This is a genomic window from Leifsonia xyli subsp. xyli str. CTCB07, from assembly GCF_000007665.1.
Classification (GTDB): domain Bacteria; phylum Actinomycetota; class Actinomycetes; order Actinomycetales; family Microbacteriaceae; genus Leifsonia; species Leifsonia xyli_C.
The window spans coordinates 1,339,370-1,365,376 of sequence record NC_006087.1 but is presented as its reverse complement, the minus strand read 5'-3'; the positions used below and the strand labels follow the sequence as shown (position 1 = coordinate 1,365,376).

Annotated in this window: 25 protein-coding genes, 2 tRNA genes and 5 pseudogenes; 15 read left to right on the top strand and 17 right to left on the bottom strand. The window is 63.9% G+C overall.

All coding sequences use genetic code 11. The features are described from left to right. Nucleotides 1-21 precede the first annotated feature (21 nt). From LXX_RS06505 to LXX_RS06470, 9 genes are all read left to right on the top strand, one after another. Nucleotides 22-1,155, top strand: coding sequence for a branched-chain amino acid aminotransferase (locus LXX_RS06505; RefSeq protein ID WP_011186143.1), 1,134 nt, complete (start codon nt 22-24; stop codon nt 1,153-1,155). A gap of 197 nt (nt 1,156-1,352) precedes the next feature. Beyond that, entirely contained in the window at nt 1,353-1,832 is a 480-nt protein-coding gene (locus LXX_RS15535; RefSeq protein ID WP_011186142.1) for a ketopantoate reductase family protein, read from the top strand. Between the two features lie 175 nt (nt 1,833-2,007). After that, nucleotides 2,008-2,235 carry a ketopantoate reductase family protein gene (locus tag LXX_RS15530; protein WP_011186141.1) on the top strand — a complete coding sequence of 76 codons (228 nt, stop codon included), beginning with the start codon at nt 2,008-2,010 and terminating at the stop codon, nt 2,233-2,235. Next, nucleotides 2,232-3,017, top strand: coding sequence for a fumarylacetoacetate hydrolase family protein (locus LXX_RS06495; protein WP_011186140.1), 786 nt, complete (start codon nt 2,232-2,234; stop codon nt 3,015-3,017). The genes LXX_RS15530 and LXX_RS06495 overlap by 4 nt, the downstream gene beginning before the upstream one ends. Nucleotides 3,018-3,045: 28 nt before the next feature. Next, nucleotides 3,046-4,560, top strand: coding sequence for a glutamate--tRNA ligase (gltX, locus tag LXX_RS06490; protein ID WP_041767537.1), 1,515 nt, complete (start codon nt 3,046-3,048; stop codon nt 4,558-4,560). A gap of 4 nt (nt 4,561-4,564) precedes the next feature. After that, entirely contained in the window at nt 4,565-5,506 is a 942-nt protein-coding gene (locus tag LXX_RS06485; RefSeq protein ID WP_011186138.1) for an NAD(P)/FAD-dependent oxidoreductase, read from the top strand. A gap of 99 nt (nt 5,507-5,605) precedes the next feature. Further along, a tRNA-Gln gene (locus LXX_RS06480) sits at nt 5,606-5,677 on the top strand. 178 nt (nt 5,678-5,855) lie between these two features. Continuing rightward, nucleotides 5,856-6,056 carry a helix-turn-helix domain-containing protein gene (locus tag LXX_RS06475; protein ID WP_011186137.1) on the top strand — a complete coding sequence of 67 codons (201 nt, stop codon included), beginning with the start codon at nt 5,856-5,858 and terminating at the stop codon, nt 6,054-6,056. Beyond that, the gene (locus tag LXX_RS06470) at nt 6,049-7,257 is read left to right on the top strand and encodes a tyrosine-type recombinase/integrase (protein WP_011186136.1); all 1,209 of its coding nucleotides are present in this window, start codon (nt 6,049-6,051) and stop codon (nt 7,255-7,257) included. The genes LXX_RS06475 and LXX_RS06470 overlap by 8 nt, the downstream gene beginning before the upstream one ends. Before the next feature lie 408 nt (nt 7,258-7,665). On the opposite strand, the pseudogene LXX_RS06465 reads toward LXX_RS06470, so the two are convergent. After that, nucleotides 7,666-8,889 (bottom strand): annotated as a pseudogene (locus LXX_RS06465) (IS256 family transposase). 311 nt (nt 8,890-9,200) lie between these two features. Here LXX_RS06465 and LXX_RS06460 point away from each other — a divergent pair. Next, nucleotides 9,201-9,725 (top strand): HAD family hydrolase, encoded by a 525-nt coding sequence (locus LXX_RS06460; protein WP_223227758.1) that lies wholly within the window; start codon nt 9,201-9,203, stop codon nt 9,723-9,725. Between the two features lie 14 nt (nt 9,726-9,739). Here the strand turns inward: LXX_RS06460 and LXX_RS06455 are convergent, their stop codons facing one another. From LXX_RS06455 to LXX_RS16670, 6 genes and pseudogenes are all read right to left on the bottom strand, one after another. Then, on the bottom strand, nt 9,740-10,879 hold the full coding sequence (locus LXX_RS06455; RefSeq protein ID WP_011186132.1) for an alpha/beta hydrolase: 1,140 nt from the start codon (nt 10,877-10,879) through the stop codon (nt 9,740-9,742). Further along, the gene (locus LXX_RS06450) at nt 10,876-11,424 is read right to left on the bottom strand and encodes a hypothetical protein (RefSeq protein WP_041767536.1); all 549 of its coding nucleotides are present in this window, start codon (nt 11,422-11,424) and stop codon (nt 10,876-10,878) included. Before LXX_RS06450 ends, LXX_RS06455 begins: the two co-directional genes overlap by 4 nt. 235 nt (nt 11,425-11,659) lie before the next feature. Beyond that, a complete protein-coding gene (locus LXX_RS14285) occupies nt 11,660-11,884 on the bottom strand; it encodes a hypothetical protein (protein WP_141692929.1) in 225 nt (74 codons plus the stop codon). 47 nt (nt 11,885-11,931) lie between these two features. Beyond that, nucleotides 11,932-12,240, bottom strand: a pseudogene (locus LXX_RS06440) (integrase core domain-containing protein); the annotation flags it as partial. 10 nt (nt 12,241-12,250) lie between these two features. After that, a complete protein-coding gene (locus LXX_RS06435; RefSeq protein WP_011185382.1) occupies nt 12,251-13,360 on the bottom strand; it encodes an IS110-like element ISLxx2 family transposase in 1,110 nt (369 codons plus the stop codon). A 289-nt stretch (nt 13,361-13,649) separates the two neighbouring features. Further along, entirely contained in the window at nt 13,650-14,195 is a 546-nt protein-coding gene (locus tag LXX_RS16670; RefSeq protein ID WP_223227757.1) for an IS3 family transposase, read from the bottom strand. Nucleotides 14,196-14,809: 614 nt separating this feature from the next. Between LXX_RS16670 and LXX_RS14855 the strand changes: the two are divergent. Beyond that, nucleotides 14,810-14,947, top strand: a pseudogene (locus tag LXX_RS14855) (hypothetical protein); the annotation flags it as partial. A gap of 437 nt (nt 14,948-15,384) precedes the next feature. Here the strand turns inward: LXX_RS14855 and LXX_RS06415 are convergent. Continuing rightward, complete coding sequence (locus tag LXX_RS06415; protein ID WP_011186128.1) at nt 15,385-16,803, bottom strand: hypothetical protein; 1,419 nt, start codon at nt 16,801-16,803, stop codon at nt 15,385-15,387. 197 nt (nt 16,804-17,000) lie between these two features. On the opposite strand from LXX_RS06415, the gene LXX_RS15525 reads away from it, so the two are divergent. Further along, on the top strand, nt 17,001-17,222 hold the full coding sequence (locus LXX_RS15525) for a hypothetical protein (protein WP_223227602.1): 222 nt from the start codon (nt 17,001-17,003) through the stop codon (nt 17,220-17,222). An 8-nt stretch (nt 17,223-17,230) separates the two neighbouring features. Here the strand turns inward: LXX_RS15525 and LXX_RS16205 are convergent, their stop codons facing one another. The 7 genes and pseudogenes from LXX_RS16205 to LXX_RS14850 form a co-directional block, all read right to left on the bottom strand. Then, entirely contained in the window at nt 17,231-17,779 is a 549-nt protein-coding gene (locus LXX_RS16205; protein ID WP_256031053.1) for a glycosyltransferase family 2 protein, read from the bottom strand. A gap of 106 nt (nt 17,780-17,885) precedes the next feature. Next, nucleotides 17,886-18,104, bottom strand: a pseudogene (locus tag LXX_RS16200) (glycosyltransferase); the annotation flags it as partial. A gap of 117 nt (nt 18,105-18,221) precedes the next feature. Further along, entirely contained in the window at nt 18,222-18,686 is a 465-nt protein-coding gene (locus LXX_RS12680) for an exosortase/archaeosortase family protein (RefSeq protein ID WP_223227756.1), read from the bottom strand. A 161-nt stretch (nt 18,687-18,847) separates the two neighbouring features. Continuing rightward, nucleotides 18,848-19,341: pseudogene (locus tag LXX_RS16195) on the bottom strand (UDP-N-acetylglucosamine 2-epimerase). Continuing rightward, on the bottom strand, nt 19,307-19,783 hold the full coding sequence (locus tag LXX_RS16190; protein ID WP_256031079.1) for a UDP-N-acetylglucosamine 2-epimerase: 477 nt from the start codon (nt 19,781-19,783) through the stop codon (nt 19,307-19,309). The pseudogene LXX_RS16195 and the gene LXX_RS16190 overlap by 35 nt, the downstream one beginning before the upstream one ends. Nucleotides 19,784-19,792: 9 nt before the next feature. Then, nucleotides 19,793-19,933, bottom strand: coding sequence for a hypothetical protein (locus LXX_RS15520; RefSeq protein WP_218060931.1), 141 nt, complete (start codon nt 19,931-19,933; stop codon nt 19,793-19,795). A 405-nt stretch (nt 19,934-20,338) separates the two neighbouring features. Then, a complete protein-coding gene (locus LXX_RS14850; protein ID WP_011186126.1) occupies nt 20,339-20,905 on the bottom strand; it encodes a hypothetical protein in 567 nt (188 codons plus the stop codon). 298 nt (nt 20,906-21,203) lie between these two features. Between LXX_RS14850 and LXX_RS06395 the strand changes: the two genes are divergently transcribed. From LXX_RS06395 to LXX_RS14845, 3 genes are all read left to right on the top strand, one after another. Next, nucleotides 21,204-21,276, top strand: a tRNA-Arg gene (locus LXX_RS06395). 365 nt (nt 21,277-21,641) lie between these two features. Next, nucleotides 21,642-22,244: a hypothetical protein gene (locus tag LXX_RS14270; RefSeq protein ID WP_141692926.1), complete on the top strand. Its 603-nt coding sequence runs from the start codon at nt 21,642-21,644 to the stop codon at nt 22,242-22,244. 768 nt (nt 22,245-23,012) lie between these two features. Then, nucleotides 23,013-23,195, top strand: a complete 183-nt coding sequence (locus tag LXX_RS14845) for a hypothetical protein (protein WP_192807291.1) — start codon at nt 23,013-23,015, stop codon at nt 23,193-23,195. Between the two features lie 500 nt (nt 23,196-23,695). Here LXX_RS14845 and LXX_RS12660 read toward each other — a convergent pair whose 3' ends face one another. Together LXX_RS12660 and LXX_RS06380 are read right to left on the bottom strand one after the other, a co-directional pair. Next, a complete protein-coding gene (locus tag LXX_RS12660) occupies nt 23,696-24,337 on the bottom strand; it encodes a hypothetical protein (protein ID WP_176714824.1) in 642 nt (213 codons plus the stop codon). 312 nt (nt 24,338-24,649) lie between these two features. After that, nucleotides 24,650-25,954: an MFS transporter gene (locus LXX_RS06380; protein WP_041768283.1), complete on the bottom strand. Its 1,305-nt coding sequence runs from the start codon at nt 25,952-25,954 to the stop codon at nt 24,650-24,652. Nucleotides 25,955-26,007: the final 53 nt, after the last annotated feature.

Here is a 26,007-nt window from a genome sequence, read left to right as displayed (position 1 = left end):
GTATTCCAGCAGAGGACTCCCATGAACGCTTCGACCAGCATCTCCCTCACCAGCGGCCCCACCGAGACTTCCGGCCTGCTCTGGAACGTCGCCAGGAACGAGGCGGCGCGCACCGCTGCTGAGCGCGCGGAGATCCTCGCGGACCCCGGTTTCGGCAACTACTTCACCGATCACATGGTCGATCTGTGCTGGTCCGCGAAGGGCGGCTGGCACCGGCCGCGCGTCTCCCCTTACGGACCCATCCCGCTCGACCCGTCTGCCGCTGTGCTGCACTACGCTCAGGAGATCTTCGAGGGGCTGAAGGCGTACCGCCACGAGGACGGTTCGATCTGGAGCTTCCGACCGGAGGCCAATGCGGCCCGCATGCAGCGTTCGTCCTACCGGCTCGCGCTGCCCCAGCTGCCAGTCGAGCACTTCCTCGACTCGCTCAAGCAGCTCATCGCGGTCGACGGCGACTGGGTTCCGGATACGGAGGAGACGAGCCTGTACCTGCGGCCGTTCATGTTCGCCAAAGAAGCCTTCCTGGGGGTGCGCCCGGCGAACAAGGTGGCGTATTACCTGATCGCGAGCCCGGCGGCAGCCTACTTCCCGTCCGGTGTCGCTCCGGTTTCCATCTGGCTCTCCGATCGCTGGTCGCGTGCTGGGAAAGGCGGAACCGGAGCGGCGAAGACCGGCGGCAACTACGCATCGAGTCTCTTGCCGCAAGCCGAAGCGCACGAGCACGGGTGCGCCCAGGTGCTTTTCCTCGATTCGGTGGAGTCTACGTACATCGAGGAGCTCGGCGGGATGAACGTGGTGCTCGTGTACAAGGACGGCACCCTCGTGACCCCCGACTCCGACAGCATCCTCGAAGGCATCACCCTCGACTCGGTGCTCCAGCTCGCCCGCGACCGCGGCCACCGGGTGGAGCGCCGGCGCGTGACCATCGGCGAATGGCGGGACGGTGTGGAGTCCGGCGACATCGTCGAGGTGTTCGCCTGCGGCACAGCCGCCGTCATCACCCCGATCGGCGAACTCAAGTCGGACACGTTCGCGGTCGGCGACATCACCGCAGCGCCGGGTGCGCTCACCCTGTCTCTGCGCAAGGAACTGACCGACATCCAGTACGGCCGCGAGCGCGACCGCCACGGCTGGATGTACCGCCTCGATGCCTGAGCCCGCACCGCTTCCGCACCGCAGCCGAGAATGGAGGACAGGCCCCACTCGCCCGGACGTCCTCCGTTCTCTGCCTCTCGCCCCTGCCGCCTCGGTAGCTCCTCCTCTCCGCTCCCGGAGATCGGCTGTCCTCACCCGCGGCGAGCGTGAATGCGCGGCTTCGACAGCGACGAGCGGGAACTGACTACCATCGGGGCATGAGCGAGAACGTGTTCGCCGTCGTCGGCCCCGGCGCCGTCGGCGGGCTGTTCGCCTGGCTGCTGAGCAGGGCCGGTCACGAGGTGGTGGCGGTGGGGAGGCCCGAGACGGTCGCCGCCATCCGCGACGAGGGGATCGCGCTGCGCAGCGCGACTTTCGGCGTCGGCGTCGAACGGGTCGCGGCGGCGACCGAGGTGCCGGAGGGGGCGAGCGTGATCCTCGCGACCAAGGCTTACGGGCTCGCGGACGTGCTGCCCGTGATCGCGGCCGGCCGGCCGTCGGAGGTGGTGTCGTTCCTCAACGGGGTCGAGCACCGGGAGATGCTCCGGGAGGCGCTGCCGGGGGGGGGGGGGGGGGGGGCGTCACCGGCGCTTCGGTCGCGGTGTCGGCGCTGCGAGTGTCGCGGACCGTCATCGACCATCGCAGCCCTTTCACGACTGTTGAGGTTGCGGAAGACGCCGGAGGCTTCGCACCGGTGATGGCGCTCGCCACCACCGGTCCGAAAGTGCGGGCCGGCGGCGCCGAGGCCGAGGTACTGTGGCGGAAATTCCGTCTGCTCGGCGCGCTCGCGCTGCTCACCTCCTTCTGGCGTCAGCCCGCCGGTCCAGCCCTGACCGAGGATCAGGAGCTGACGAGGCGGTCATCGCGGAGATCGTGGCCTGCTCGGCTGCCGAGGGCATCCCGGCCTCCGCGCACGACCTCCTGGGTGCGCTGCATAGCGTGCCCGGCGGTATGCGGACTTCGCTGCAGGAGGACCTTGCGGCCGGCCGTCCCAGCGAACTCGACGCCATCGGCGGGGCGCTGCTCCGAGCCGGGGCGCGGCACGGCTTTCCGACCCCGGCCCTCGCCCGGATCGTCGTGACGCTAGGCTCGAACGCGTGAAGATCGCACGGTTCAGCCACACCCGCACCGACCAGACCACCGCATCCATCGACTACGGCATCGTGGACGAGGACGCGATCGTTGTCCTCTCCGGCGATCCGATGTTCGCGGGTTTTGACACGACCGGCGAACGCGTGCCGCGCGGGAGGGTCGGTTCGCTGCTGGCGCCGGTCATACCGCGCTCCAAAGTGGTCGCGGTGGGCAAGAACTACCGCGAGCACGCGGCCGAAATGGGCGCAGAGGCCCCGGTCGAGCCGCTGTTGTTCCTCAAGCCGAACACGGCTGTGATCGGGCTGGGCGAAGCTATCGTCCTCCCGCCGCAGTCCGAGCGCGTCGACTACGAAGGCGAGCTGGCGGTCGTGATCGGCAAGATCGCCCGGAATGTCGCCGAAGAGGACGCAGCCGGTCACATCTTCGGCTACACCGTTGCGAACGATGTGACGGCTCGTGACCTGCAGCAGAGAGATGGCCAGTGGACGCGCGCCAAGGGCTTCGACACTTTCTGCCCGCTCGGGCCGGTCATCGAGACCGAGCTCGATCCGGAGGCGTCCCTGCGCACGCGCGTTAACGGCGAACTGAGACAGGAGGCGCGGATCTCGGAGATGGTGCATGGCATCCCAGCGATCGTCGCCTACGCTTCGAGCGTGTTCACATTGCTGCCGGGGGATGTCATTCTCACCGGCACACCGTCCGAGGTCGGACAGCTGCACGCGGGCGACACCGTCGAGGTCGAGGTTTCCGGTGTCGGGTCGCTCGTGAATCCGGTGTGGGCGGCCAAGTAGAGCGCCGCGCCGATAGGATTGCCGAGGTATGTCTGACACTCTGCACCCCTCTTCCACTGCGACCGGAGTGGATGTCCGCGTCCGGTTCTGCCCGTCGCCCACCGGCACGCCGCACGTCGGCATGATCCGCACCGCCCTGTTCAACTGGGCGTACGCCCGGCACACCGGTGGCAAGTTCCTCTTCCGCATCGAGGACACGGATGCGGCGCGTGACAGCGAGGAGAGCTACGGCCAGATCATCGACGCGCTGCGCTGGCTGCGACTCGACTGGGACGAGGGGGTCGAGGTCGGTGGCCCGCACGCGCCCTACCGGCAGTCGCAGCGCTCCAGCATCTACCGCGAGCTGATCGAGAAGCTGACGGCGAGCGGCCACATCTACGAGAGCTTCGCGACGGGCGAGGAGGTCGAGGCGCACAATATCGCGCTCGGCCGCGACCCGAAGCTCGGCTACGACAACTTTGAGCGCGATCTCACCGACGCCCAGAAGGCCGCTCACCGCGCTGAGGGGCGCGAGCCGGCGCTGCGCTTGCGCGTGCCGGACGAGGACCTCAGCTTCGACGACCTCGTGCGTGGGGAGATCACCTTCTCAGCCGGTTCGTTCAGCGACTTCGTCGTGGTGCGGCCGAACCGGCAGCCCCTCTACACCTTCGTGAATCCGGTGGACGACGCGCTCATGGGCGTCACACATGTGCTCCGCGGGGAGGACCTGCTCTCCTCGACTCCGCGGCAGATCGCGCTCTACCACGCGCTCATCGAGACAGGCGTGACCACCTTCGTCCCGCGTTTCGGGCACCTGCCGTACGTCATGGGCGAGGGGAACAAGAAGCTCTCCAAACGCGATCCGGAGTCGAACCTCTTCCACCACCGCGACCGCGGGTTCATCCCGGAAGGGCTTGTCAACTATCTGACGCTGCTCGGCTGGTCGCTCAGCCATGACCGCGATGTGTTCTCGATCGACGAGATGGTCGCGGCGTTCGATGTCGGGGACGTCAACCCGAACCCGGCGCGCTTCGATCAGAAGAAAGCGGAGTCGATCAACGGCGACCACATCCGCTTGCTGGAGGTCGGTGACTTCGCGGAGCGGACCATCCCGTACCTCGTCGCCGCGGGCGTGCTGACCGAGCCGATCACCGAGACCCAGCGCGCAGTGCTCGCCGAGGCCGCACCGCTCGTCCAGGAGCGCGTGCAACTGCTCGGCGAGACCCCCGGGATGCTCGGCTTCCTCTTCGCCGAGGCCGCCTCCGTGACGATTGAGGATGACGCCCGCGCCTCGCTGCCCGCCAACGCGGGCGAAGCGCTCGCCGCCTCAATCGGCGCCCTGGAGCTGGTTCCCGAGGCGGAGTGGGCGCATGAGGCCATTGAGGCCACCCTGCGTGACGCACTCGTGGAGACGCTGGGGTTCAAACCGCGTATCGCCTTCGGCCCGCTACGTGTCGCCCTCTCCGGGCGCCGTGTCTCGCCGCCCCTCTTCGAGTCCATGGCGATCCTGGGCAAGGCCGAGACCCTCGCGCGTCTTGTCCGGCTCTCGGCGGCACTCGGGTAACGCCGTGACGACGGCCGGCTTTGAAGTCATCGTTGTGGGCGGCGGCCCAGCCGGCCTGAGCGCCGCGCTGAACCTCGCCCGGGCACGCCGTCGCGTTCTGGTCGTGGACGGCAACCGTCCCCGCCACGCTGCTACCCTGCAGGCGCACGGCTTTCTGACTCGCGACGGCGTCCCCCCCTCCGAATTGCGCCGGCTCGGCCGCGAGGAGGTCGACAGCTACGCGAACGCCGTCATCGCCTTCGCCCAGGTCGATGCGATCGAGGTGGAGGGCGGTGGCTACCGTGTGCGCGGACGGGGCGTGAGCGGCGCTCCCGATGTCGACGCCTGGGCCGAGGACGTCGTGCTCGCGACCGGGCTCGTGGAGACTCTGCCCGGCATCGTGAACCTGCGAGCCTTCTACGGAACCCAACTGCACAGCTGCGTCGAATGCGACGCGTTCGAGAAGGCCGGCGAGCCGCTGGCGCTGATCGGCGAGACACCCGATCTGGCCGAGCGGGCGCTGCTCCTCAGTCAGTGGACCGACGATCTCCTTGTGCTCACCAACGGCGTCGCCCGGATCGGTGAGGTCGAGGAGCGCGCCCTCGCCCGGCTTGGCATCGCTATCGAGCGGTGTCCCATCGCGGAAGTCACGGGGGAGAGGGGCGTCATGACCGGTCTGCGCCTGGCGGATGGATCGTTCATCGACCGCGCCGCCGGATTCGTGCGCTCGGTGTGGACACCGTCGCTGGCCTTCCTCGACGGTCTCGAATTGGACCGCGGCCCCGATGGCTGCCTGCTGACGGATGCCCAGGGGCGTACATCGCTCCCCGGTATCTACGCGGCGGGCGAGACGACTGCACCCGGCCCCCAGCAGCTTGTGATCGCGGCCGGATCGGGGGCGGTGGTCGCCGCCGCGGTGAACCGCGACCTCATCGGGATCGCTGTCGGCGACGCCCGCATGCTGTAGGGCACAATGTGACGCGCGCGGACTGTCCGGCTGTTTTTGGGAAGGGCGCACCGATAGGCTAAAGTTGATTCTTGTGCCCGGGTGAGAGCCCGAAGCCGGTGGGGTATGGTGTAATTGGCAACACGGCTGATTCTGGTTCAGTTGTTCTTGGTTCGAGTCCAGGTACCCCAGCAGTGAATCGCTAGAATTCTCTAGGAAGTCCAGCTTCCTCCTCACTCCGCAGAGTGGCCCGTTGAGGCCGTTGGTGACCAGAAACCCGCGTAGAGCGCGTTTCACGGTCGTTTCCGTTGGCGAGGTACGCACTCGACCCGGCACGTTCGCGCCGGTACGGGTTACGCACCTATCCGTCATGGAAGCTGTTGCGCATGTCGAGGTCGAGCCCGCGTTCCTGACCCAGGCCGAGGTTGCGGTGCTTCTGGGTGTGCCGGAGCGCACGCTGGAGGGGTGGCGGCTGACGAAGTCTGGCCCGCCGTGGTTGAAGTTCGGGCGGCACGTCAAGTACGACCGTGTGGACGTGCTCGTCTGGGCGCGGGAGCAGCGTCGTGGCTAGGCCGAAGATCGCCGCAGGCGAGGTTGGTCAGGTTCAGGCGACACCGCTCGCGAACGGGAAGTGGCGTGCGCGAGCCCGGATGCGCAACGACGCGGGGGAGTTGGTACAGCTCCGCGCCGAAGGCGCGACCGAGGCAGCCGCCCGTGAGGAGCTGTTGGCGCGTGCGAAGGCGCTGACGACGCACACGAAGGCTATCGTCACCGACACCTCGACCATCGCGGAGGTAGCGGAAGCGTGGCTGCCCACGATCCGGGTGCGGGCCGAGAACGGCACGCTCTCGTGGTCAACGTACGAGAACTACGAAACCACCGTCCGCCTCACCCTCGTTCCCGTCTGTGGTGGGGTCCGGCTGGACGCCCTCACGGCCGGACGCTGTGACCGGATCATCCAGAACCTCCTCAGCGACCGGGGCGTCTCTGCGGCGCGAAAGGCACGGTCGGTACTGTCTCTGATTTGCGGGTTCGTCGTGCGGGACGACGCGATGTTGACAAATCCCGTTCGGGACGTGACCCGGTTGCCGCCGGAGAAGAAGACCGCCATGCTCACTCCGGAGCAGGTACCCGCGATCCGCGAACTCATGACCCGCTGGCGAGAAGATTCAGGGATGGGGCCGCGCCCGAACTGGCGCGCACTCGTGGACGGCATGGACATCATGCTCGGCACCTCCGCCCGGGTGGGGGAGTGCATCGACCTGCGCCGCTGCGACGTTGAGATGACGACCGCACAGCCGACGATCCTGATCGACGGCACGGTCATCCAGAACAAGGAGCAGGGCATCCGCCGCAAGGACGCCCCCAAGTGGACCCGCCAGCGCCGCTGCGTCGCCCTCCCGGCCCTCGCTGCCGAGGCGGTGCGTCATCGTCTCGCGCTCGCGGAGAAGGGGCCGGAAGCGCTGCTGTTCCCCACGAAGACGGGCAAGCCCATGAGCGTGTCCAACTACAAGCGACTGCTGCGCTCGTTCAACGACGACAACCGCGATGCACTCATCCGGCTCGGCGTGGATGTAGACGAATACTCCACCCACATCTACCGGCGCACGACCGCGACCCTTGTAGAGCGTGCGGCCGGGATCACCATCGCCTCGCGCCTGCTCGGGCACGCGAACGAGCAGATCACCCGCACGTCCTACGTGGTGACGGTGGAGCAGGTTGATCCGGTGACCGTGGACATTCTCGACAGCATCCTCGGGCCGAACGTCTGAACCGAGCAGGTTCGCATCGGCTGCGGTAGTGCCAAATTGGCAACACTGCAGCCTTCGCCTGGTGGTGCCGATTCGGCACAACCAGGGTCTCTCTTATGGTGGTGGCGATTCGCCACCACCCCGAGCCCCGTGCCTGTAGAGACTATGGGGTTGTGCTGCGTCAGCAGAACGGCATGTTCTGTCATCTGCACCTCCCGGGTCTACTGTCCTCAGACAGGTCTCAACGCCACGCATGCGCGCAAAGCTTCGCGCCCGTCACGAGATAGGTGTGCAGCCAATACCCCGAAAACGGGCGAGATTGGCCATTTTCGCCGATATTCGGAGGCGACTAACAGGTAGGGCCGCGCGCCGGGTGACGTCCCGTTTCGTGGTGGAGTTTCTCAACACTGTGTGGGTCAGCTGTTCTGATTATGCCGCGGTGAGTTCGGGGATGGTCACCTCTTCGGGTTCGGTGAGTAGGAGCGCTATGGAGTGCTCTGGGAAGTAGCGGTGGTCGGCGCCTTCCCATTCGTCGTGTTATTCGATGAGGACGTGTCCGGCCAGGCGCAGCAGCGCGGCGGGGTTCGGGAACGTGCCGACGACATCGGTGCGGCGTTTGATCTCCTTGTTGACGCGCTCCAACGGGTTCGTCGACCAGATCTGACGCCAGTGCTGGAACGGGAACTGGCAGAACGCGAGGAGATCGTCCTGTGCGTCTTCGAGCATGTCGGCGACTTTCGGGTGCGACCGGGTCAGCATGCGGACGACCTCGTGGAACTGGGTGAACACGTGCTCCGTGTCGGGCTGCGCGAAGATCGTGCGGATGATCGACGCGACGATCGGGCCCGCTGTCTTCGGGACCGCGATGAGCACGTTCCGCATGAAATGGACCCGGCAGCGCTGCCAGCTGGCGCCGGCGAACACGGTCTGGATCGCGGCGGTCAGTCCGGTGTGTGCGTCATTGATCACGAGCTTCACTCCACCCAGACCGCGCGCCTTGAGGGAGCGAAGGAACGTCGTCCAGAACGGCTGCGACTCAGTCTCCCCGACCTCGAAGCCGAGCACTTCCCGCCGCCCGTCGGCGGCGACGCCGACCGCGACGCCGACCGCCTGGGAGACGACGCGGCGGCCGACACGGGCTTTGCAGTAGGTCGCTTCCAGAAACACATACGGGTAGGTGGTGTCCGCCAGGGGGCGGTCACGGAACGCGGCGACGTCCTCGTCGAGATTCGCGCAGATCCGCGACACCTCGGACTTCGAGATGCTCGTGTCCGCGCCGAGCGCTTTCACCAGATCGTCGACCTTCCTCGTGCTCACGCCGTGGACGTAGGCCTCCATCACGACCGCGAACAACGCCTGATCGACCCGGCGGCGCCACTCCAGCAGCGAGGGGAAGAACGACCCGGTCCGCAGCTTCGGGATCCGCAGGTCGAGATCCCCTGCGGTCGTCGTGAGTGTTCGCGGACGGGAGCCGTTGCGCTACGTCACTCGATCCGGGGTGCGTTCGAACGGGGAAGCGCCGATGAACGCGGTCGCTTCCGCGTCGATCAGCTCCTGGTAGAGCGTTTCGGTCGCGACCCGGACCCGGTCGGTGACGTCGGTGAGTTTCAGTTCCCCGAGATGGTCGAGGAGGGCAGACTGATCAAGAGCCATCGTGCGTTGTGTCCTTTGTGAGTAGCTTTAGCCGGTTCTCACTGACCATCGCACGATGGCTCACCAACGTCTACGACGCCGGCGACCCAGCCAGAACCCCCACCACTCCACGGGACGTCACCCTTTTGCCCTTTTGTCATCGAAGTCGGTCGTGTCGGCGTGAGCGTTTCATCCGTGGGAGTATGGCCGTCTATGTTCCGCGGTGTATTGCTTGATTTTGATGACACGATCCTGGCCACGACCGTTGCGCAGCGACCGATACTCGATGCCGAGTTGAGGCGGTGGGGGTAAGCGACGCTGACATCAGCGCGATGCACGCGCGGTGGGGGAGCCCGCTTCGGGAGCTTGTCGCGCCGATGATCTCCGAGGATGCGTATCCGCGGTTCGTCGAAGGGCTGATGGAGCTGCTGTCATCGACCCCTCCGAGTGCCTGCGCGGGCGCAGCGGAGTTTCTGCAATCGGCTCGTTCTCGGGGGCTGCCGGTCGTGATCGTGACCTCGAACGAGTCGGCGCTTGCCGGGCGGGACCTTCAGACGCTCGGTCTGGCAGGTCTCGTGGATGCCGTCTTCGGCTCGGACGTGACGGCGTTCCACAAGCCCGATCCACGGGTCTTCGATGAGGCAGCGGCGCTGCTGTCCTCAAAGTGGGGAGTGGACATCGGCGACTGCATCTATGTCGGAGACAGCTTGACCGATCACGCCTCCGCTCAGGGACTCTGCGCGTTCGGCGCGGTCACCAGCGGTGCCACGACCCGCACGCAATTCCTCGAAGCGGATGTGCCCGACCACTGGGTCCACGACTCGCTGCACTCGCTGTCACAGAACCTCTATCGCTGACCCGGCTGGTGAGTTCACGGGAGAATCTTGTGCTCGTGCAGCCAAGACGAGATCGTGCGGTCGAATCGTTCCGGTGACGCGTTCCACTCGAGCTGGTGGGGGACAGGTTCGAGGATCTCCAAGGTCGCGAAATCGGGGTTCGCGTCGATGAAGCGCTGGGTCAACGCGATCGGGATGTCGGTGTCTCCGTCGGAGTGGATGGTAAGTGTCGGCACCTGAAGGCGGTCCGGTGTCGACCAGTCGAGCGCGTCGAAGTCGATCGGTTCCGACAGCTTGGACCACCGGCTCAACGGTGGGGTGGCGAGCGCCACCGGCACGAGGCGGGCGATCGGTGCGGGCAGTCCGGCGTCGCGGGCGGCTCCGGTGACCGTGGCCCTCATGTCCGTGGCTGGTGAGGCCAAGACGATGCCGGAGATGAGCGCACGGTGGCGTGAGCGTTCGGAGAGGAGCAGAGCGATGGAGCCGCCCATCGACCAGCCGAAGAGGATAATGCGGCGGGCGCCGTGGGCGACGGCGTAGTCCAGTGCGGCTTCGACATCCCTCCATTCCCGTTGTCCGAGGTAGCAGGGGCGGTCGCCGTCGCCGAGGTTGTCGCTGTCGCCGTAATACGACGGGACGAGTGATCTCATGCCGAGTTGGAGCGCGACGGGGACGGTGCGCAGGGCGGAGAAGCGTGAGGTTCGGATCCCATGGACGTGGATGGCCCAGGTATCCGCATTCTCGGGGCCGGGGAAGAGCCAGGCGGGCGCAGCACCGTCCTCGGTCGGTATCTCGACCTCCTCGACATCAACGTGGACATCCTCGGCGCGGCCGAAAGCATGCCCGGACCACCGTCCGCGGGTCATCATCTCGGCACCGTGTCCGGTGGTGTGGACGATCTCCCGCTCGACCACACCGGCGATCTCGTCCAGTCGGGTGACCGATCCGACGCGGAGGTGCCCGGTGTTGTGCCAGAGCCCGTGTTGACCGGGTGCCTGTGTGGTCGGGGTGAGCGGCAGCGTGATGTGCGTGCCCGCCTCGTTGACCTTCGCGTCGACGAGCTTCGCCGGTCGGGGCATGACGACCCGCCTGCCGAGGTAGGCGAGCCCGGCGCAGGCTACCCCGGCCACTGCAGCCACCGCGATCCCGGCGCTCACGAGTGGAATCGCGTTCATCGAATCTCCTTGTCTTGTTGGGAAGAAAAGCTTTCGTTCGGGTCTCGGTCGTTGCCTGCGGCGGAATCGATACGGTCCTGGCCGAGCTTACGGGCGAACGCCCCCTCGATCCGCTCAACCGTAGCTGCCCCGCGTGGCGTCAGGGTGAGGTCGTTGAAGACTTCGAGGTCGCGGATGCGGACGATGCTGTTGTAAGTGTCGACCACGGGTTCGGCGGATCTGAGCGCGGCGATCAAGCCGACATCCACAGTGTTGCCTTCTGCGCGTCCGACGATCAGCGTCATCTGGGCTGAGCGTAGACGCCACAGGGGGTCCAGGCGCTTCAATGCTCGGCGTGTGAAGACAAGGAAGAAACCCGAAGCCAGGAGCAGGACGCCGAGATAGAAGAATATCGTGAATGCTACCCAGAAGGGTGTTCGGGATTCGAGATCGCCGATCAGGAAATGGGAGAACGTCATGTAGGTGGCATCTGACGTCATCGCGATGATGACAGCGACATAGCCAACCTTGTAGAGCCGGCAAGAATGCCGAGCCTCGGCGAGCACGGATGGTTCGCAAGGAAACAGCAGCGATCACGAGGATGCCCATCAGATATACGGTCATACAGAGCCAGCACGCGGTTTGAGTGATCCGCTCTATGACGAAATCCTGCGAAGTTCCGCCTCGATCCTTGATCGCGAAGAACAGGATCGTGACGGTTGCGACAAGCATCACGGGAAAGGTGACTGCGATTCGAGATGACGTCTGGCGCGTCAACTGTTCCATCGCGCGCAACATGCATCAGAACGCGCATGTTGCGGATATCGCTTCCGCAAGTGCCCAGTTGTTGTCTCCCGCCAGCAGTGCGTCGATCGCGTTCAGTGGCACAACGAACCCCAAGGTCAAAAGGCCTGTGATCGCATAGCCGGAAGCGAGCCAAGCGGGTCGTCCGCGTGTACTATGCACCATTGATGGAGCGCGGAACGCGAACAGCGTGGCGACGATAATGAGCGCGATCGTCGACATCGCCTGCATCTATCGGGCGTGAGGAACGATTTGGTGACAGGTTGGGTTTAGGCCGCGAGTGTTCGTGGCGTTAGGGGTAGCTTGGCTTCGAACTCGATGGGCTTCAACCCGCCGAGGGTGTCTTGGCTTCGCTGCCGGTGGTATTTCCGCTCGATCCAGAGCACGATCGCCAGGTGCAGTTCCTGACGGGTCGCCCATCGGCGCTGGTTGAGGACGTTGGTTTGCAGCAGCGACCAGAACGACTCCATGGCGGCGTTGTCGCCAGCGGCGCCGACACGTCCCATCGAGCCGACCAGGCCATGGTGGGCCAGCGTCCGGAGGGCTTTCCGGCTTCGGAATTGGCTGCCGCGGATGCTCTCCTAAGAGTCAAGCGGCGATTTTCCTCGGTTTGGTATTCGGGGCGATGTGTTTGATGCCGGGGTTGAGGAGGAAGTAGACCTCGCGGGCGAGGTATCGCTTGAGGCAACGGATGATCTCCATCTTCGAGTGGCCTTCCGCGGTCTTCTTCGCTGCGTAGGCCTTCGTTCTCGGGTCGATCCGGAGCCTGCTGATCACGGCGAGGTGGAGGGCACGGTTGGCTTGCCGGTCGCCACCACGGTTGAGTCGGTGTCGCTGGGTCATTCCGGAGGACGCGGGTAGCGGGGAGACGCCGCAGAGCATCGCGAACGCGGCTTCGGACTTCATGCTCTCGGGGTTGTCGCCTGCGGTGACGAGCATCTGCCCGGCGACTTCGATGCCGATTCCGACGCGTTCGAGTAGCTGGGGGGCGAGGGACTCGACGATGGGGTTGATCAGGTCGTCAAGGTCGACGATCTCGTCGGTGAGCTCGATATAGCGGCGGCCGAACGACTTCAACGCGACCCGGTAGGCGACAACGGGATCGGTCGCGTTCGAGGTGTCAGGACGCCAGGCAGCGAGATGGCGGATCAGCTGCATACGGGTGAGGTTGCGTACCTGGTCACGAACCTCGTCGGGTGCGGCGACGATCGACATCCGCAGCAGCTGCAATGTGTTGCGGCGTTCACGGACCGCCTGGGCTCGCGCAACCCGCAGGATTCTCAGGGCCTCGACCGCGCCGTCCTTGGACTTCGGGATCGTTGTACGGCGCTCGTGCAGTGCGGCGCGGGCGGCATTGATCGCGTCCAGGTCATCGTCTTTCCCTTTCCGGCGTCGGTCTGACCGATCCGGCCGGTCGACCTCGAGGATCGTCACCTCGTTCTTCGCGAGATGCCGGGCGAGGCCAGCGCCGTAGGAGCCCGTCCCTTCGATTCCGATCCGCACCAACGCGCCTTGACTGCGCACCCATGCCAGCAGGGCCCGATAACCCGCGCGAGTCGTGGAGAAGCTGTGGGTTCCGAGGATTGTCCCGGTCTCGTCGACGACCGCGGCGACGTGGATCTCCTTATGGGTGTCGACGCCGGCGAACACCGACGTTCGTGATTGAGGTTGCTTGCCGGTGTCGGGGATGATGGTCATGTCGTGCTCCGATCTGTTCGCATGGGCGGGGAACGGCACCGCGCACCACCAGACCGGCGGACAAGACAGTGATGAGCACCTGTTGGCGCAGGCTCTCCTTAAGTCACTCCGGCGGTGAGGCGTGACGCCTCACCGGATGTTCTCAGGGGACCGACAGATCCGTGGAAAGACAGCAGATGTCGATCGGCGTGAGAGTCAGGAACCCCTGAGAACACGCGGCACCAGCATCCTTGCGCGTCCATCGCTGTGAGGGTCAGGACCCCCGAGAACACCAGCACGAACAGTCTCACTATCTGCGTGATGGACGAGCCTGTCGAGGTTCCCGTCCGCGGCCCACGCGGCCATGTTCAGTGCTTGGAGCGGCAAGATATCGGCTTTGAGTGTCGAGGCGACGTTCCACCCGACGATGCGACGGGAGAACACGTCGGTGACGAACGCGACATAGGCGAACCCGGACCACGTCCGTAACATATGTCACGTCGGCGACCCAGAGCGTGCGGGGCGCGTCTGCGGTGAACTGTCGCTGCACGAGATCCTTGGGCTTCTCGTCCGTCGGGTCGGGTTTCGTGGTGAAGACTTTCTTCGACCGTTTCACCCCGCGAACACCCGCGATCCGCATGAGCCTGCCGGTCTGATCGCGTCCGATCACCCAGCCCTGCCGGCGCAGTAATGCGTGCATCTTCCGGACTCCGTAGACGCCGTAGTTCTCCGCATGCAGCCGCACGATCTGCGGGATGAGCAGCTCGTCCCGCAGCTGCCGCGCAGACGCCGGGAGCGCTTTCGCGGCCCGGTATCCGCGGGCGGTACAGAGGAACCCCACCTCGGCTTGCCGCATCACACGGCAGACGAGCTCGACCCCGAAACGATCACGCATCTTGTCGACGAACGCGATCATCTCGACGAGGGGCGGCCGAGCTCGGTCGCGAAAAACACGCTCGCAGACCGGAGGATCTCGTTCGCCTTCTCCAACTCCGCGACCTGCTTCTTCAAACGCTTGATCTCCGCCTGCGCCTCACTCGAGGCCCCGGCTGGCGGCCCTCGTCAACGTCAAGGCGTTTCTTCCACAGCCGAAGCGTCTCAGCGTTCACACCGAGCTTCCCAGCGACGTGCTTGATCACAGCGTGATCGGTCTTGTGATCAGAGCGAGCCTCACTCAGCATCCGCAGCGCACGCTGACGGAACTCGTCCGGATACGATCCGGGCATAACTCCATCCTCCAAAAGAAAAAAACAGAACAAAACCCAGAGCGAATCAAGGTACACCGGTCTGCTTGCCCCGATAACGATCGTTTGCGGGACGGCTCGGTCGACGTCGGCGCCGACGTCGACACGCCGACGATTCCCGTCCCGAAACCCAGACCCGAAACCGATTCGGCCCGAAACATTCGATAGACCGTTTTCGGGATGCGCGGTCGAATGGAATCGAGAGCCCGCGAGAAGGGAGCCCATCATGCAGACGTTTGACGTCGAGGACCGTTGGCCCGAGCTGTTCGTGCAGCTCGACGACGTGCAGCGGAACGCGGTGCGCCAGTCTCTCGCGTCCGCATGGCACGAGGGTTGGGAGCCCAACCGTGAGGACGTCGAGAACCTGACCGACGAGGCCCGTGGTGCGATCGACGGCGAGGAGTACATGCGCCGCGTGCGCCAGGCCGTTGAGGAACGCCCCACCGTGCAGAAGAGCTTTATAGAGGCCGGCTTCGATGGGGCTGGGCGCTCCGTAGGCAAGGGCCTGATCGATGATCTTGAGTGCCTCCCTCCACCGACCGGAATCGAGGAGGGCGAGCACGCGAACGTACGAATGCAGCAGGATCGCGCTGTGGTCCAGCAGGGCCAGCGCTTCGTCGAGCGACTCTTGGCTGGCGGACAGCGCCGCCGGGGTGTCGCCGCGGCCGAAGCGGACGAGGGAACGGACGAAGCTACGGCACCGGTTGACGACGTGCAAGCGCGACGAGGGGATACTCTCGGCCCATGCGTGGGCTTCGTCGAAATGACCCGCGACCAGATTGGCGTACGCGTAGGTTGCGATCAGCAGATCAGACCCTGGTATCGCGAAGGTCTACTTGTCACCCTCTCGAAGCGATCCGTTACCGGCTGCGGTCCCACCATGATGAGCTCGAAAAAGATCCTTAGGGTCTCGGTCCACTCCGTATACAGGCTCAGGAAATTTGCCAGATCGGGCCCCTCGGCGGCGACCGACGGGCACTCGTACCGGACGGTCTGAGCCCAGGTCATCCGGAGGAACTCGTAGTCGAAAGCCTCGGCCGCGTCGACTGCCGTCTCGAGTTGGGTCTGCTCGAACACTCCGCGGATAACGTGGTCGCTTGTCGGGGAGCGCATCAGCACGCCCAGGTAGTCCAGCGCGCGTGTGACCGTGGGCTCTCGCTGCCAGTCGAGCTGCGTCGCGAGGGCGGCGCGCTGCATGTTGTTGCGATGTGCCTGGACGGAAGAGAAGACAGAATCAAAGGCGCCCAGGGCACCCGCTGGGGAAACCGGCTCGCCCTTCTCGATGCGTGCCGACTCTCCGGCAGTGCTGCCGAAGTAGTCGTACAGAGCAGGCGGCTGGAGCCCATAGGCCGCAGTCTCACGCATACCGTACACAGTGAGGAACCCCATCGCCTTCAGCTGTCGCAGGATGGGAAGCGGAGGCAGGGCACATGCCTTTTTTCCAGATCGATGTGCGAAAGCGAGGTCTTCGAGCGCTTCGAGTTCGTTCAGACCGAGCGGTGTCATCGCAGATTCAAGCCACGCCTCCGCGAGGGGGCTCCAGAGATTCGAAGCCCTCATAGACCATCTGCCGTTCGACAACGTGATGAGTTCCGCTAACCGGGCTCCGTTGGAGAGCGCGAGAATGAGCCCGGTGATACCCCCGGACTTCGTATAGATTTGGGAGATGATCTCCAGGCTCGGTGCCCCTCCGAGACTCTCCTGCACGAGGAGGACCGTGGCCGCATAATTGATCGGACGAAGTTCGACCCGCAGACCGGGGTGCAAGGTGTAATTGATTTTCGCGCTTTTGAGGGCGTGAAATCCGCGTGACTGGGAGAAAACTGTGGGTGTGGCGGTGCGCTGCAGCACCGCCTGCAAAACGCTCAGCGTTGGACCGTCCATGAAATCGATTCCGTCGAGAACGACGACGCGGCGCTGGTGAGCGATGAGATCATCAGAGATCACGTCAATGATACCGCCCACAGTGCGCGTTGCGTTGCGCGTTGCGTTCGGAGTGCCCGGGAAGATCCCCGCTTCATAGAACGGAAAGAAATCGATGTCCACGGCGTAGGACCTGCCGTTGAAACGAATGACCGCGTATCCCTCGGCCTCAAGCTGTTTCACCAACCGGCTGAGAACGGTGCTCGCCCCCATCCCCGAAGTCGCCAGGATTTGAGCGGAGCGCCCATCGCGTACGGCCTGAGTCAGGATATTCAACTCATTTTTGAATAAGAACATGGCGACATTTCGGAGAAACCGATCGTATTCAGCTTTTTTAGTAGTCTTTTGCGATGGGGCTGGCTGTGAGGTTCTCTTCGTTTCTGCAGGTTTTCAACCATCCATTTCGTCGTGTTGCGATGCGTCAGAAAGCGCGGCATAGGGTGATGTAGATCTGGCCGACATATACCCAGTGTCCGATTCCGTAGAGAGCGGCGGTGGGCCAGGAGATGGGCTTGTCGCAGCGGATCTTGTACAGCAAACCCCATATCGCGAAGGGGCTGACACCCACTATGCAGATGAGAATGCAGAATTCCACCGCGTTCACGGCGGAGAAGGTCGACGAGGTGAGGTGTTGGAACGCCGGCGCCGTGCTCAGAATGAGGAAAGTCGCCCATACCAGCATGCCCAGCATCTGCATGAACGGGAGGAGGAGGTAGTAGCAGCTCTAGAGAACGCCTGCGGACTGGAAACGTGGTGATCGAATGATCTGATGGATGTATTTCAGGCATTGGATGTTTCCCTGGGTCCATCTGGTGCGCTGGGTCAGCAAACGCCGCAGTGAGGGCAGCGCTTCCTGCGAGACATGCGTCTCGTCGATGTGTCGGATCTTGTAGCCGGCGAGGATAACGTGCACACCAAGTTCATAGTCCTCCAATAAGGAACCGTGCCAGGGCTCGCCATATCGCTGATCGATAACATCGAGGGCGGAAAGCCGGGTGAACTGGCCGTTGCCACCCAGGCTCACCGTGCCGGTGCGTCCACGAAAGGCTTGCATGCCAACGATGACGGACCGAAACTCCAGATCCTGCATTCGGATGAGGTACCGGGCGAAAGCATTGCGCACTCGGCCGGCTTGGGGAAGCGGGCGGGTGTCTGTTCGGTTCTTCATCCACACCGAGATCTGAACTGCGCCGACGCAATCGTCGCCGAAGGCGTTGTCGCCACTCACCGCAGCGAATGCGTTCCGGGCCATCACGCCGTCCGCATCGAGCACGCACACGATGACGGTCGGTAGACGAAGGGAGCCATGCGTCCAGCAGACGGTAGGCGGCGTTCAGCGCGGCTCCTTTTCCGAGACGGGCGGCGGGGCGGCGGCGAGCGACCACATGCACCTGGGGGTGCTTGATCGCCCACCTTTGCGCGATCGCGAGGGTGTCGTCATCGCTATCGTCATCAATGACCCAGATGTGTACATCAGGGAAGGTTTTGCGTGCTCGTTCAATCGTCGTGCCGATCACGGCGCCTTCGTCTCGGCAGGGGATGCACAGATGCCATTGGAAGGTCCCGGCGTCTCCAGGTCTCTCCCGATTAAGCCGCATGAAAGAGAACGAGATAAGGATGACGTAGGAGAGTAAGGTCACGACAAGAAACGTGGAGACGCTGCCCAACGCAAGAGTCATCAGAGCGGACCCGTCACGTGCGAGCGCTCGTCTTCGTCACGGCCAAGACCGTCTCCGTTCGGGCGTTGGTGCGGCCTCTCTGCGCCGGGTGGTGACACCGACGAGAACGAGGAGCGCCGCCACAAAGCCAGCCAACCCGATCACGGTGCCGACGATCTCATAGCCGTTGTGCGCCCACGAGACAGTGAACGCCACAACGGTGAGCAAGCGCACCTGGTTGGCGACCAGGATGATCGGCGCGGTTGCTGCTGTACCGAGACACCAGCAAGTCCACTGCACTCGGGGGAACTGCAGGATGATGACTGAAACAATCAGCAAGGGCAGGCCCATCAGGGCCACGGAGCATTCTGGGGTGACCTGGAATCCGATGATTCCTGTGGAGCCAATCGGCACGAAGTAGACGTCGCGACGTGAGAACGAGGTTCCCCCCGTCCACGGACGCAGTAGCATCGTCGTCAGCTGCGCCTCCCACGACTGAATCTCGTCAAGGTGCGTCGCCATCACCAGGCAAGCCAGCGTTCCCACCCCGAGGACGAGGGCACGGACGAAACGGTCGAGGGTCCTCTTCTTGTGTTGGCGGGTTCGCATCCGATGGTCCTGACGCGGGATTTGGTTTGGCGGGCGGTTACCGTGCGGAGTGGGCGCGGGCAGCTCGAAGAGGTTCATCCCTTCGCCAGTTCGAGGGCGAGATCGGCGATCCGGGCACTAGCTGTTCCGTCTCCATAAGGGGAGGGCGTCTCGCGCAGGCGCTTGGTGAGCTCGGTGTCGGCGAGCATGCTCTGTGCCGTTTCTGCGATATCCAGTGAAGTCGTCACCAGCCGTGCGAACCCGGCATCCATCGACTCGGGCCGTTCCGTGGAACGTCGCACCACGACCAGCAGCTTCTTCAGCACAGTACACTCCTCTTGGAGGACGCCGAAGTCCGAGACCAGCAGCCGCGCATGAGATGCCAGTCGCAGGAACTGGCCGTAATCACCGAGGGAATCACGCGGATGCCGACGAGTTCCTCATCGAGCCGGAACCTCTTGATCGCCGCGCGAGTGCGTGGGTGCGCAACGAACAGCACCTCCGAATCGATCTGCCGAAGACCACGCAGTACCCGGGCAAGTGCGTCGGCGCTGTCAGTGTTCTCCGGCCGGTGAATGGTCGCGAGCACGTAGTTGTCTTGCGGTGAAACGACATCCTGGCGGTCCTTGGTTTCCGGAGAGCGGCCGAGGGTTGTGCATAACGGTCTCCACTACGGTGTTTCCTGTCAGAGAGATGTTCGTTGAGGGAATGCCCTCGTTCTGAAAGTTCTGCACGTTCAGGAGCGTCGGAGCGCAATGTCGATCGGCCAGGGCATCGGCGATGATGCGGTTGGACTCCTCCGGCATGTCACGGTCGCGGGAACGCAAGCCCGCTTCTACGTGTATCACCGGTATACCGAGGTAGCTTGCCGCTTGAACGGCCGCATTCACGATGTTGGTGTCTCCCTGCACGATGACGGCATCGGGGTGGTCGATCATGAACTCGTGGGTGAGGGCGATCGTCATCGATCCGATCTGATCGCCGCGCGAGCGAACGGGCGGCTGCACCAGCGAAACCTGCGGGGGTTGCAGTTCGAACTGCTAAAGTAGCTGCCCGAACAGCTCACGGTCGTAATGCTGGCCACTATGCACGACCCAGGCGTGCGGGCCCAGCTTCTTGATGAGCAATGCAAGCTTCACGATCTCGGGTCGGGTTCCGACCACAACGGCGATCCGGCTCATAGGTATTCCTTTCGACGACGGTGCTGGCCAGCGATCCAGCACGGTGGTGTGAGTGCGGGACACCGAACTCCGAGCCAGGGGGACGCCGAGCAGGCCTGACGTTCAGCGGTGGGCGCGGAGAGTACCAAGCGCCGGTGATGTCCCTGTCGCGCAGGCCACCCGTGCTCTCGTGATCAGAGAGTCCTGTCTCTGCGGGAAAGGAGGTCGCGGAGTGCGATCGACCGTGGCCTGCGCGTCAACGGCGTCTGGCGTGTGCTGGCTGGAGGTGCGAAGAAGATCTCCAGCACCCGTCTCTCATTCGCCAAGGAAGACGTGCTCCCCGCAGAAGGCTGTCAATGGATCCAGCGAAGATCGGAGCATTGTCCCGACCCTTGGTGGTGTCCGGTCAGGAGGATCGGGATCCTATCAAGGGCGAAGACTATGTGTGTAAGCGGGAGATCCACGACGAAAGCGCCAGCCTCTCGACCGCGCCCGACAGAGCCACACCAGACCGGCCACAGTCGCGGCCAACCCCACGAAGATCGGTGAACACCAGGACACCAACGGAGTCGGGATCGGAGCTGGTTCGACGGTGACAGAACGGTAAATGTAACCGTCTGTGTTCCAGGTTTTTTCCCATCGCACCGTGAAAGTCTGTTTGTCGACAGGGACGTTCGTGAAGGTGATCGACCATTGACCGGAGGGTTCGGTCGTCACGCTCCTCCCGGTTGGCAAACCGAACTGGTCTTTCGGGTAATAACTGGGCAATACGGTGATGGGAGAACTGCTTGGTCCGGTTCCACTCAGTGTGACTGTTGTCCCCACGGTGGCGCCCTCAGCAGGCGAATCCACCGTGACATCGCTTGTCACCGATCCGGCCGTGAGAATCGAACCGCTGGATTTGGTCGCGCCACCGATCTTTGAGGCTGCGATGTCACTGGTGCTCGCGGCGGCCGCCATAGGAATTGCGACGACGAGGGAGAACGTTGCCATCGATTGTCACGATGCTGCGAGTCAAAACGTTGCGAAACTTCATGAGCAGTAGCGTCCCTGTGGCAGCCTCGATTTCAGCACCCGGATGGATGGAACTCAGTACATCGAGCAGCACAAAACCGCACCAGGTTGGAGCCTGCCCCGAGTGGCGGGGCAGAAAGGTGCGTCCGATGAACGCTTACGTGCTCCCAAGTGAGGACCGCATCCGCTCGGCGATGGACAGCTTCCCCGCATCCTCGTCCCGCTTCGCGGTCGGCTGGCTGGAGAGAGGACGCTGACCGCCTAGACTAAATCGGTCGCCCCTATAGCTCAATGGATAGAGCAACGGCCTTCTAATCCGTAGGTTGCAGGTTCGAGTCCTGCTGGGGGCACCCCATGAGAGGCAGCGCCTCGTCTGTCGGTGGATGCACGATCAGCGCCATAAACAAGCGAGTCCTCGCTCTCGCGTTCGTGGGGGTGCTCGCGCGGGCGGCCGTCGTATCCCTTGGTGGAGAGGTCTACCACGCGCCGTAGCTAAGCCGGGCCTGCATCCTTCCCTGTCGCCCGAAACGGAGGACTTGTCGCCCCGGCTGGGACGGTTCGAACTGGTCCTCCAAGAAACTTGGGGTTTTCCTTCTTGCAGTGGGGGTGGTGGGGTGGGATATTCAGCGCATCGGAGTCGGCTGGCCGGCGTTCTGGTTCTTTTGGGGAAGGAGTTCTTATATTGCATGGGTTAAGGAGGGGGCGGGTTGCTCTCGTGGCTGTGGCCGTGTTTCTCGCGGTTGCGGGAGTGTGCGGCGTGTCCGCTGCGATGGTTTCGGGTGCGCAGGCGAGCACCGTTCGTCACTCAGTTACGGATGATCAGTCTGATGATAATTTTTCTTTTGACCTTCCTGGCACGGTGACGGGCAAAGTCGTCGATACCGCGGGTGTTCCTGCGAACCTTTTACATGGTGTCGGGAATGCGATGGGCTCTACTGAGGTAGGAGGATCTGTTCTCAGTACCTTTGAGACAGCAGATGGTATGCAGACGCTGATTAGCGTGCCATCAGCAAACGCTCCGCAGGAGTATCGATTCCAGGTGGCGCTTCCGGCAGGTATTAAGGCCGCGGGTTTCCGGGACGGTGGCATCGCTTTCGTTGACGACAATGCCAGTGCGGTCGGCGCGTTGCGGCCCCCCTGGGCGTTCGACGCGAGGGGGGCCGCCGTCAAGACGTTCTTCCGAGCGGACGGTCAGGTAGCAGTTCTGAGCCTGAGGGTCACCCCAGACATGGTCTTCCCTGTTGTTGCAGGCATTGATGAGGCTGTGCAGGAAGACGTGAATCATTCCCAGCCCATTGATCCTGGGACGGGATTGTGACTGTTCTCATGCGGAATAATGTCTTTCTGAGCCGGGTTTTCAGCGGGTCTTGGTCCGCATCTCGGCAACAGTCTTCGGAACTCACTGGGCGTTCTTCCGACCATTCGGGGCGGGCTCGAGGTCGGGTTTTGAAGACGGTGACGACGATGGCTTTGGTGGCGGTTTTGGTTCTCTCCTCCGCGCTGTCCGCTTCCGCGATTGAGCCGCAACGTCAGTACACCCCTGTGATGGGGGGGGGGGGGGGGGAACAGCGTTGATTTTCCCCCAGGGAAATAATCGGAATCATCTATGTACGGCAGGTTTTGTGGTGAAGAAGAGGGGTTTCTTCGCGAACATCACCGCTTACCGGCGGGCGATCCGCTATGTGGTCACCGCGGGTCACTGCGGCAACATGGGCGACATCGTGAGGGTGGGAGGGACCAATACCGGTGAGGTTGTCTGGAAGTTGTCGATATCCGATCTGCTGCTCATCCGTGTTTTGCCAGTGGTTCGTGAGAGTGTTCATTGCACCGCCCCGTCGGCTGGCATCCACTGCAACTTTATTTTGCGCTCTGAACCGCGCGCTGTGGGACGGGTGTTGACAGACACTCTCCGAGTGCGTGGGCTTGGGGGCCGTTCCCATCACTGATTTCCGAGACGGAGCCCCCCGCGGGAGTGGAGGATTTCTGCACCAGCGGCGCTTGGACGGGTGTGAACTGTACCTGGAGGATTGCGGGGATTCCCGACGGCGAGATCCGGGAAGCCGGTGAGCACGGGGCCAGGACAACGGTGAATCAGCAAATTGAAGATGGTGATTCAGGAGAACCGGTTTATAAAGACGGTATTGTTTATGGAGTTGTTGGTTCGAATCTTGTGGACGATGAGACTCATGAGGTAACCATGACTTATATCAGTGCGGGGCAGTTTATGCTCGAAACCAATAGCGGCTATTATCTGGCTCCGCCTGACTGATAGGGCCAGCGAAGAGTGCTCATGATGCGTTTTTGTGAGGAAAGTGCTCTCGTATCTTCAGCTCTAGCCTGATACCGAAGTGTCGGATTCTGAGACAAAGTTCTCTTCTGTGTATCCCATTGGCGGTCGCGGGTACGGACTGTCCCGTAGTCACGACCGCCAATGTTCTGGCCCAGTCTGAGGGGATGCCGCCATTTTCGCTCTCCAGACAGCAAACCCCTGCCCCGCCCGGCACAACCGGAAGCTGTGCCGGGCGGGGCAGGTTTGTCCTGGGCTTGGCAGATTCGGTTTTAGCCAGCCTTCCGGTCGCCGCCGTTCTTATGCGGGAGGTGGTCGAGGGGGAGGGCCGCTTCTCGCCGGTCGCCTCGATATCGTCCGTGTGGACGATGCCGTCAGACCCGAGAGAATCCAGATCGGTCGGAGCGCGCTTGGAGGAGCAGTAAGGAGTTCGAGTTCGGAATCGCGATGAAAACCCGTTCTGACGCGGACCGTCGACGTGTTTAGGGGGCTTTGGTTTTGTGGGTTGCTTGCTGTTGCACGGCGATACGGTGTTCGGCGTCGAGGCGGGCTGTGAACCGGACCAGGTAGACAGGGTTCGTGGACAGCAGGAGGGTGTTGTTTTGGGCTTTGAACCCGGGCGGGTTGGCCACGTCGGCTTTCAGACTGATGCTGGTGCCTTCAGCGGAGGCTGACCAGTTAGTTGATCCTTCGAAGCCGATGCCTTGCCCGGCGAGTACGCCGCCTTTGGTGTGACTGATTTGGTGGGTTTCGGATTGCCCGATAGCGAATGAAGATGACCATTCGGGTGTGGTGGCGTTTGCTTCGAGGATGCGTTTTTCGTGGACACCGGCTGCTTGGGACCGGTCAAGGGTGCCTTGGACGAAGACGCCGGGGCGGCGGATGAGGGCGATGATCGCCTGGTTGAGTTCGTCGTCGTCGTACCCGAACATGTTCAGCCGGAACGCGAGGGTCTCGGCTTGCAGGATGTTGAGGAGGATGCTGTGGATGTCATCACGGCCGACGAAGAATAGGTAGTGGTCACCGTACCCGGGTTGCAGGGTGCCTTCGGGGGTGAATTGGCCGAATTGGGCCAGACGTGGATCGTCCATGAACTTTTCCATCACATGGTTGAAGGCTCCCAATGTGTGGAGGCTTCCAATTTTGGGCATAATTATCCAGTGCGCGCCTATTATAGCGGAGAGATGTGACAGTGGTGTGATTTCTTTTTCCGCGTGTCAGGCTGAGGCGGTGCCGGTGTTCTCGGCGGGGGCGCATCCGGTGGCGTGGGCGAGTTGGCGGGGTGTAACACCCCGGTGATCGGGTCGGGGATCGGGGTGGACAGCTTCCCGCTTGTTCTCCAAGGTGAGTGCCCGTGTGATGCCTGCTCTCTCCGCTGAGCTACGGGGGTGCGTCGTCCACGATACCGTGGCCGCGCCGGCCGCCCGTCTGGGGCGCTACAGCGTCGCGCCGGCTTTGCCCGCCCGGGTCACGATCGCCACCACTGGCATCCGTCCGCTCCGCCGGAGCCGGAGCCGGAGGTTCGTTCGCCGAGCGATCAGCAGTCCCACCACGATCGCGGTCGCCGCGGGCACCAGGCCGGAGAACGCCATCGCGCTGTGCGGTCCGAACGCTTCCACGATCCACCCCATCAGCGGCCCGTCGAGAGCTTGCCCGCCGAGCAGGACGAGGATGTAGAGCGAGATCGCCCGCCCGCGGATCTGGACGTTCGACGACATCTGCACGAGCGAGTTCGCTGCCGTGATGAACAGCAGGTTCCCCACGCCGATGCCCACTAGCAGGATGCTGAACGCGACCTCGTCCGGAGCGAAGCCCGCGAGCGCCTGCACGATGCCGAGCGCCGCCGCTGTGCCGATGACCATCGAGAGCCGCACCGAGGTCCGGCGGGTGGAAGAGAGCGCGCCGGCCAGCGCGCCGGCCGCGACGAGGGCGTTGAAGATCCCGTAGCCCTGGGCTCCTGCGTCGAAGACGTCGTTCGCGTACGCCGCGAGGAACACCGGCATGTTGAACGCGAAGACCGCGAGCACCGCGACCATGACGACGGTCCAGAAGATCACGGGCTTGCGCCGCACGTAGCGGATGCCTTCCGCCAGCTGCCCCTTCCCGCGGGGCGCAGCGGGGGAGCGGTGCAACTCGCCCTTCCTCAGGGTGAACAGCGCGGCTACGACCGTGAGGCAGGCGACCGCGTTGATCGCGAACGACCAGCCGCCGCCGACCGCCGTGATCAGGAGGCCCGCCAGCGCCGGGCCGATGAGCCCGCCGAGCTGGAAGATCGAGGAGTTGAGGCTGATCGCGTTGCGCAGGTGGCGCGGGCCGACGAGTTCGTTGACGAACACCTGCCGTGCCGGGTTGTCGACCACGGTCACGAGTCCGAGTGCGAAAGAGATGAGGTACACATGCCAGACCTCGACCCTGCCGCTGAGGGTCAGGGCGGCGAGGAGGGCCGCGAGCGCCGCCGAGGCGGACTGCGTGACGATGAGGAGCCGCTGCTTCGAATGCCGGTCTGCGATCACGCCGCCCCAGAGCCCGAACAGAAGCATCGGGGCGAATTGCATGAAGACCGTGATGCCGACGGCCGCGACGCTCCCGGAGAGCTGGAGGACGAGCCAGTCCATCGCGATCCGCTGCATCCACGCCGCCGTGTTGGCGACCAGATTGCCGGCGGTGAATCTCCGGTAGTTGGGGACTCGCAGCGAGGCGAACGTCTCGCGCCACGGCGGGCGGGCGCTGAGGGCGGGCATGGGACCGGTGGGCGGGGCCGCCGCGGCGGTGGAGTTCGTCACGAGTGTCTTTC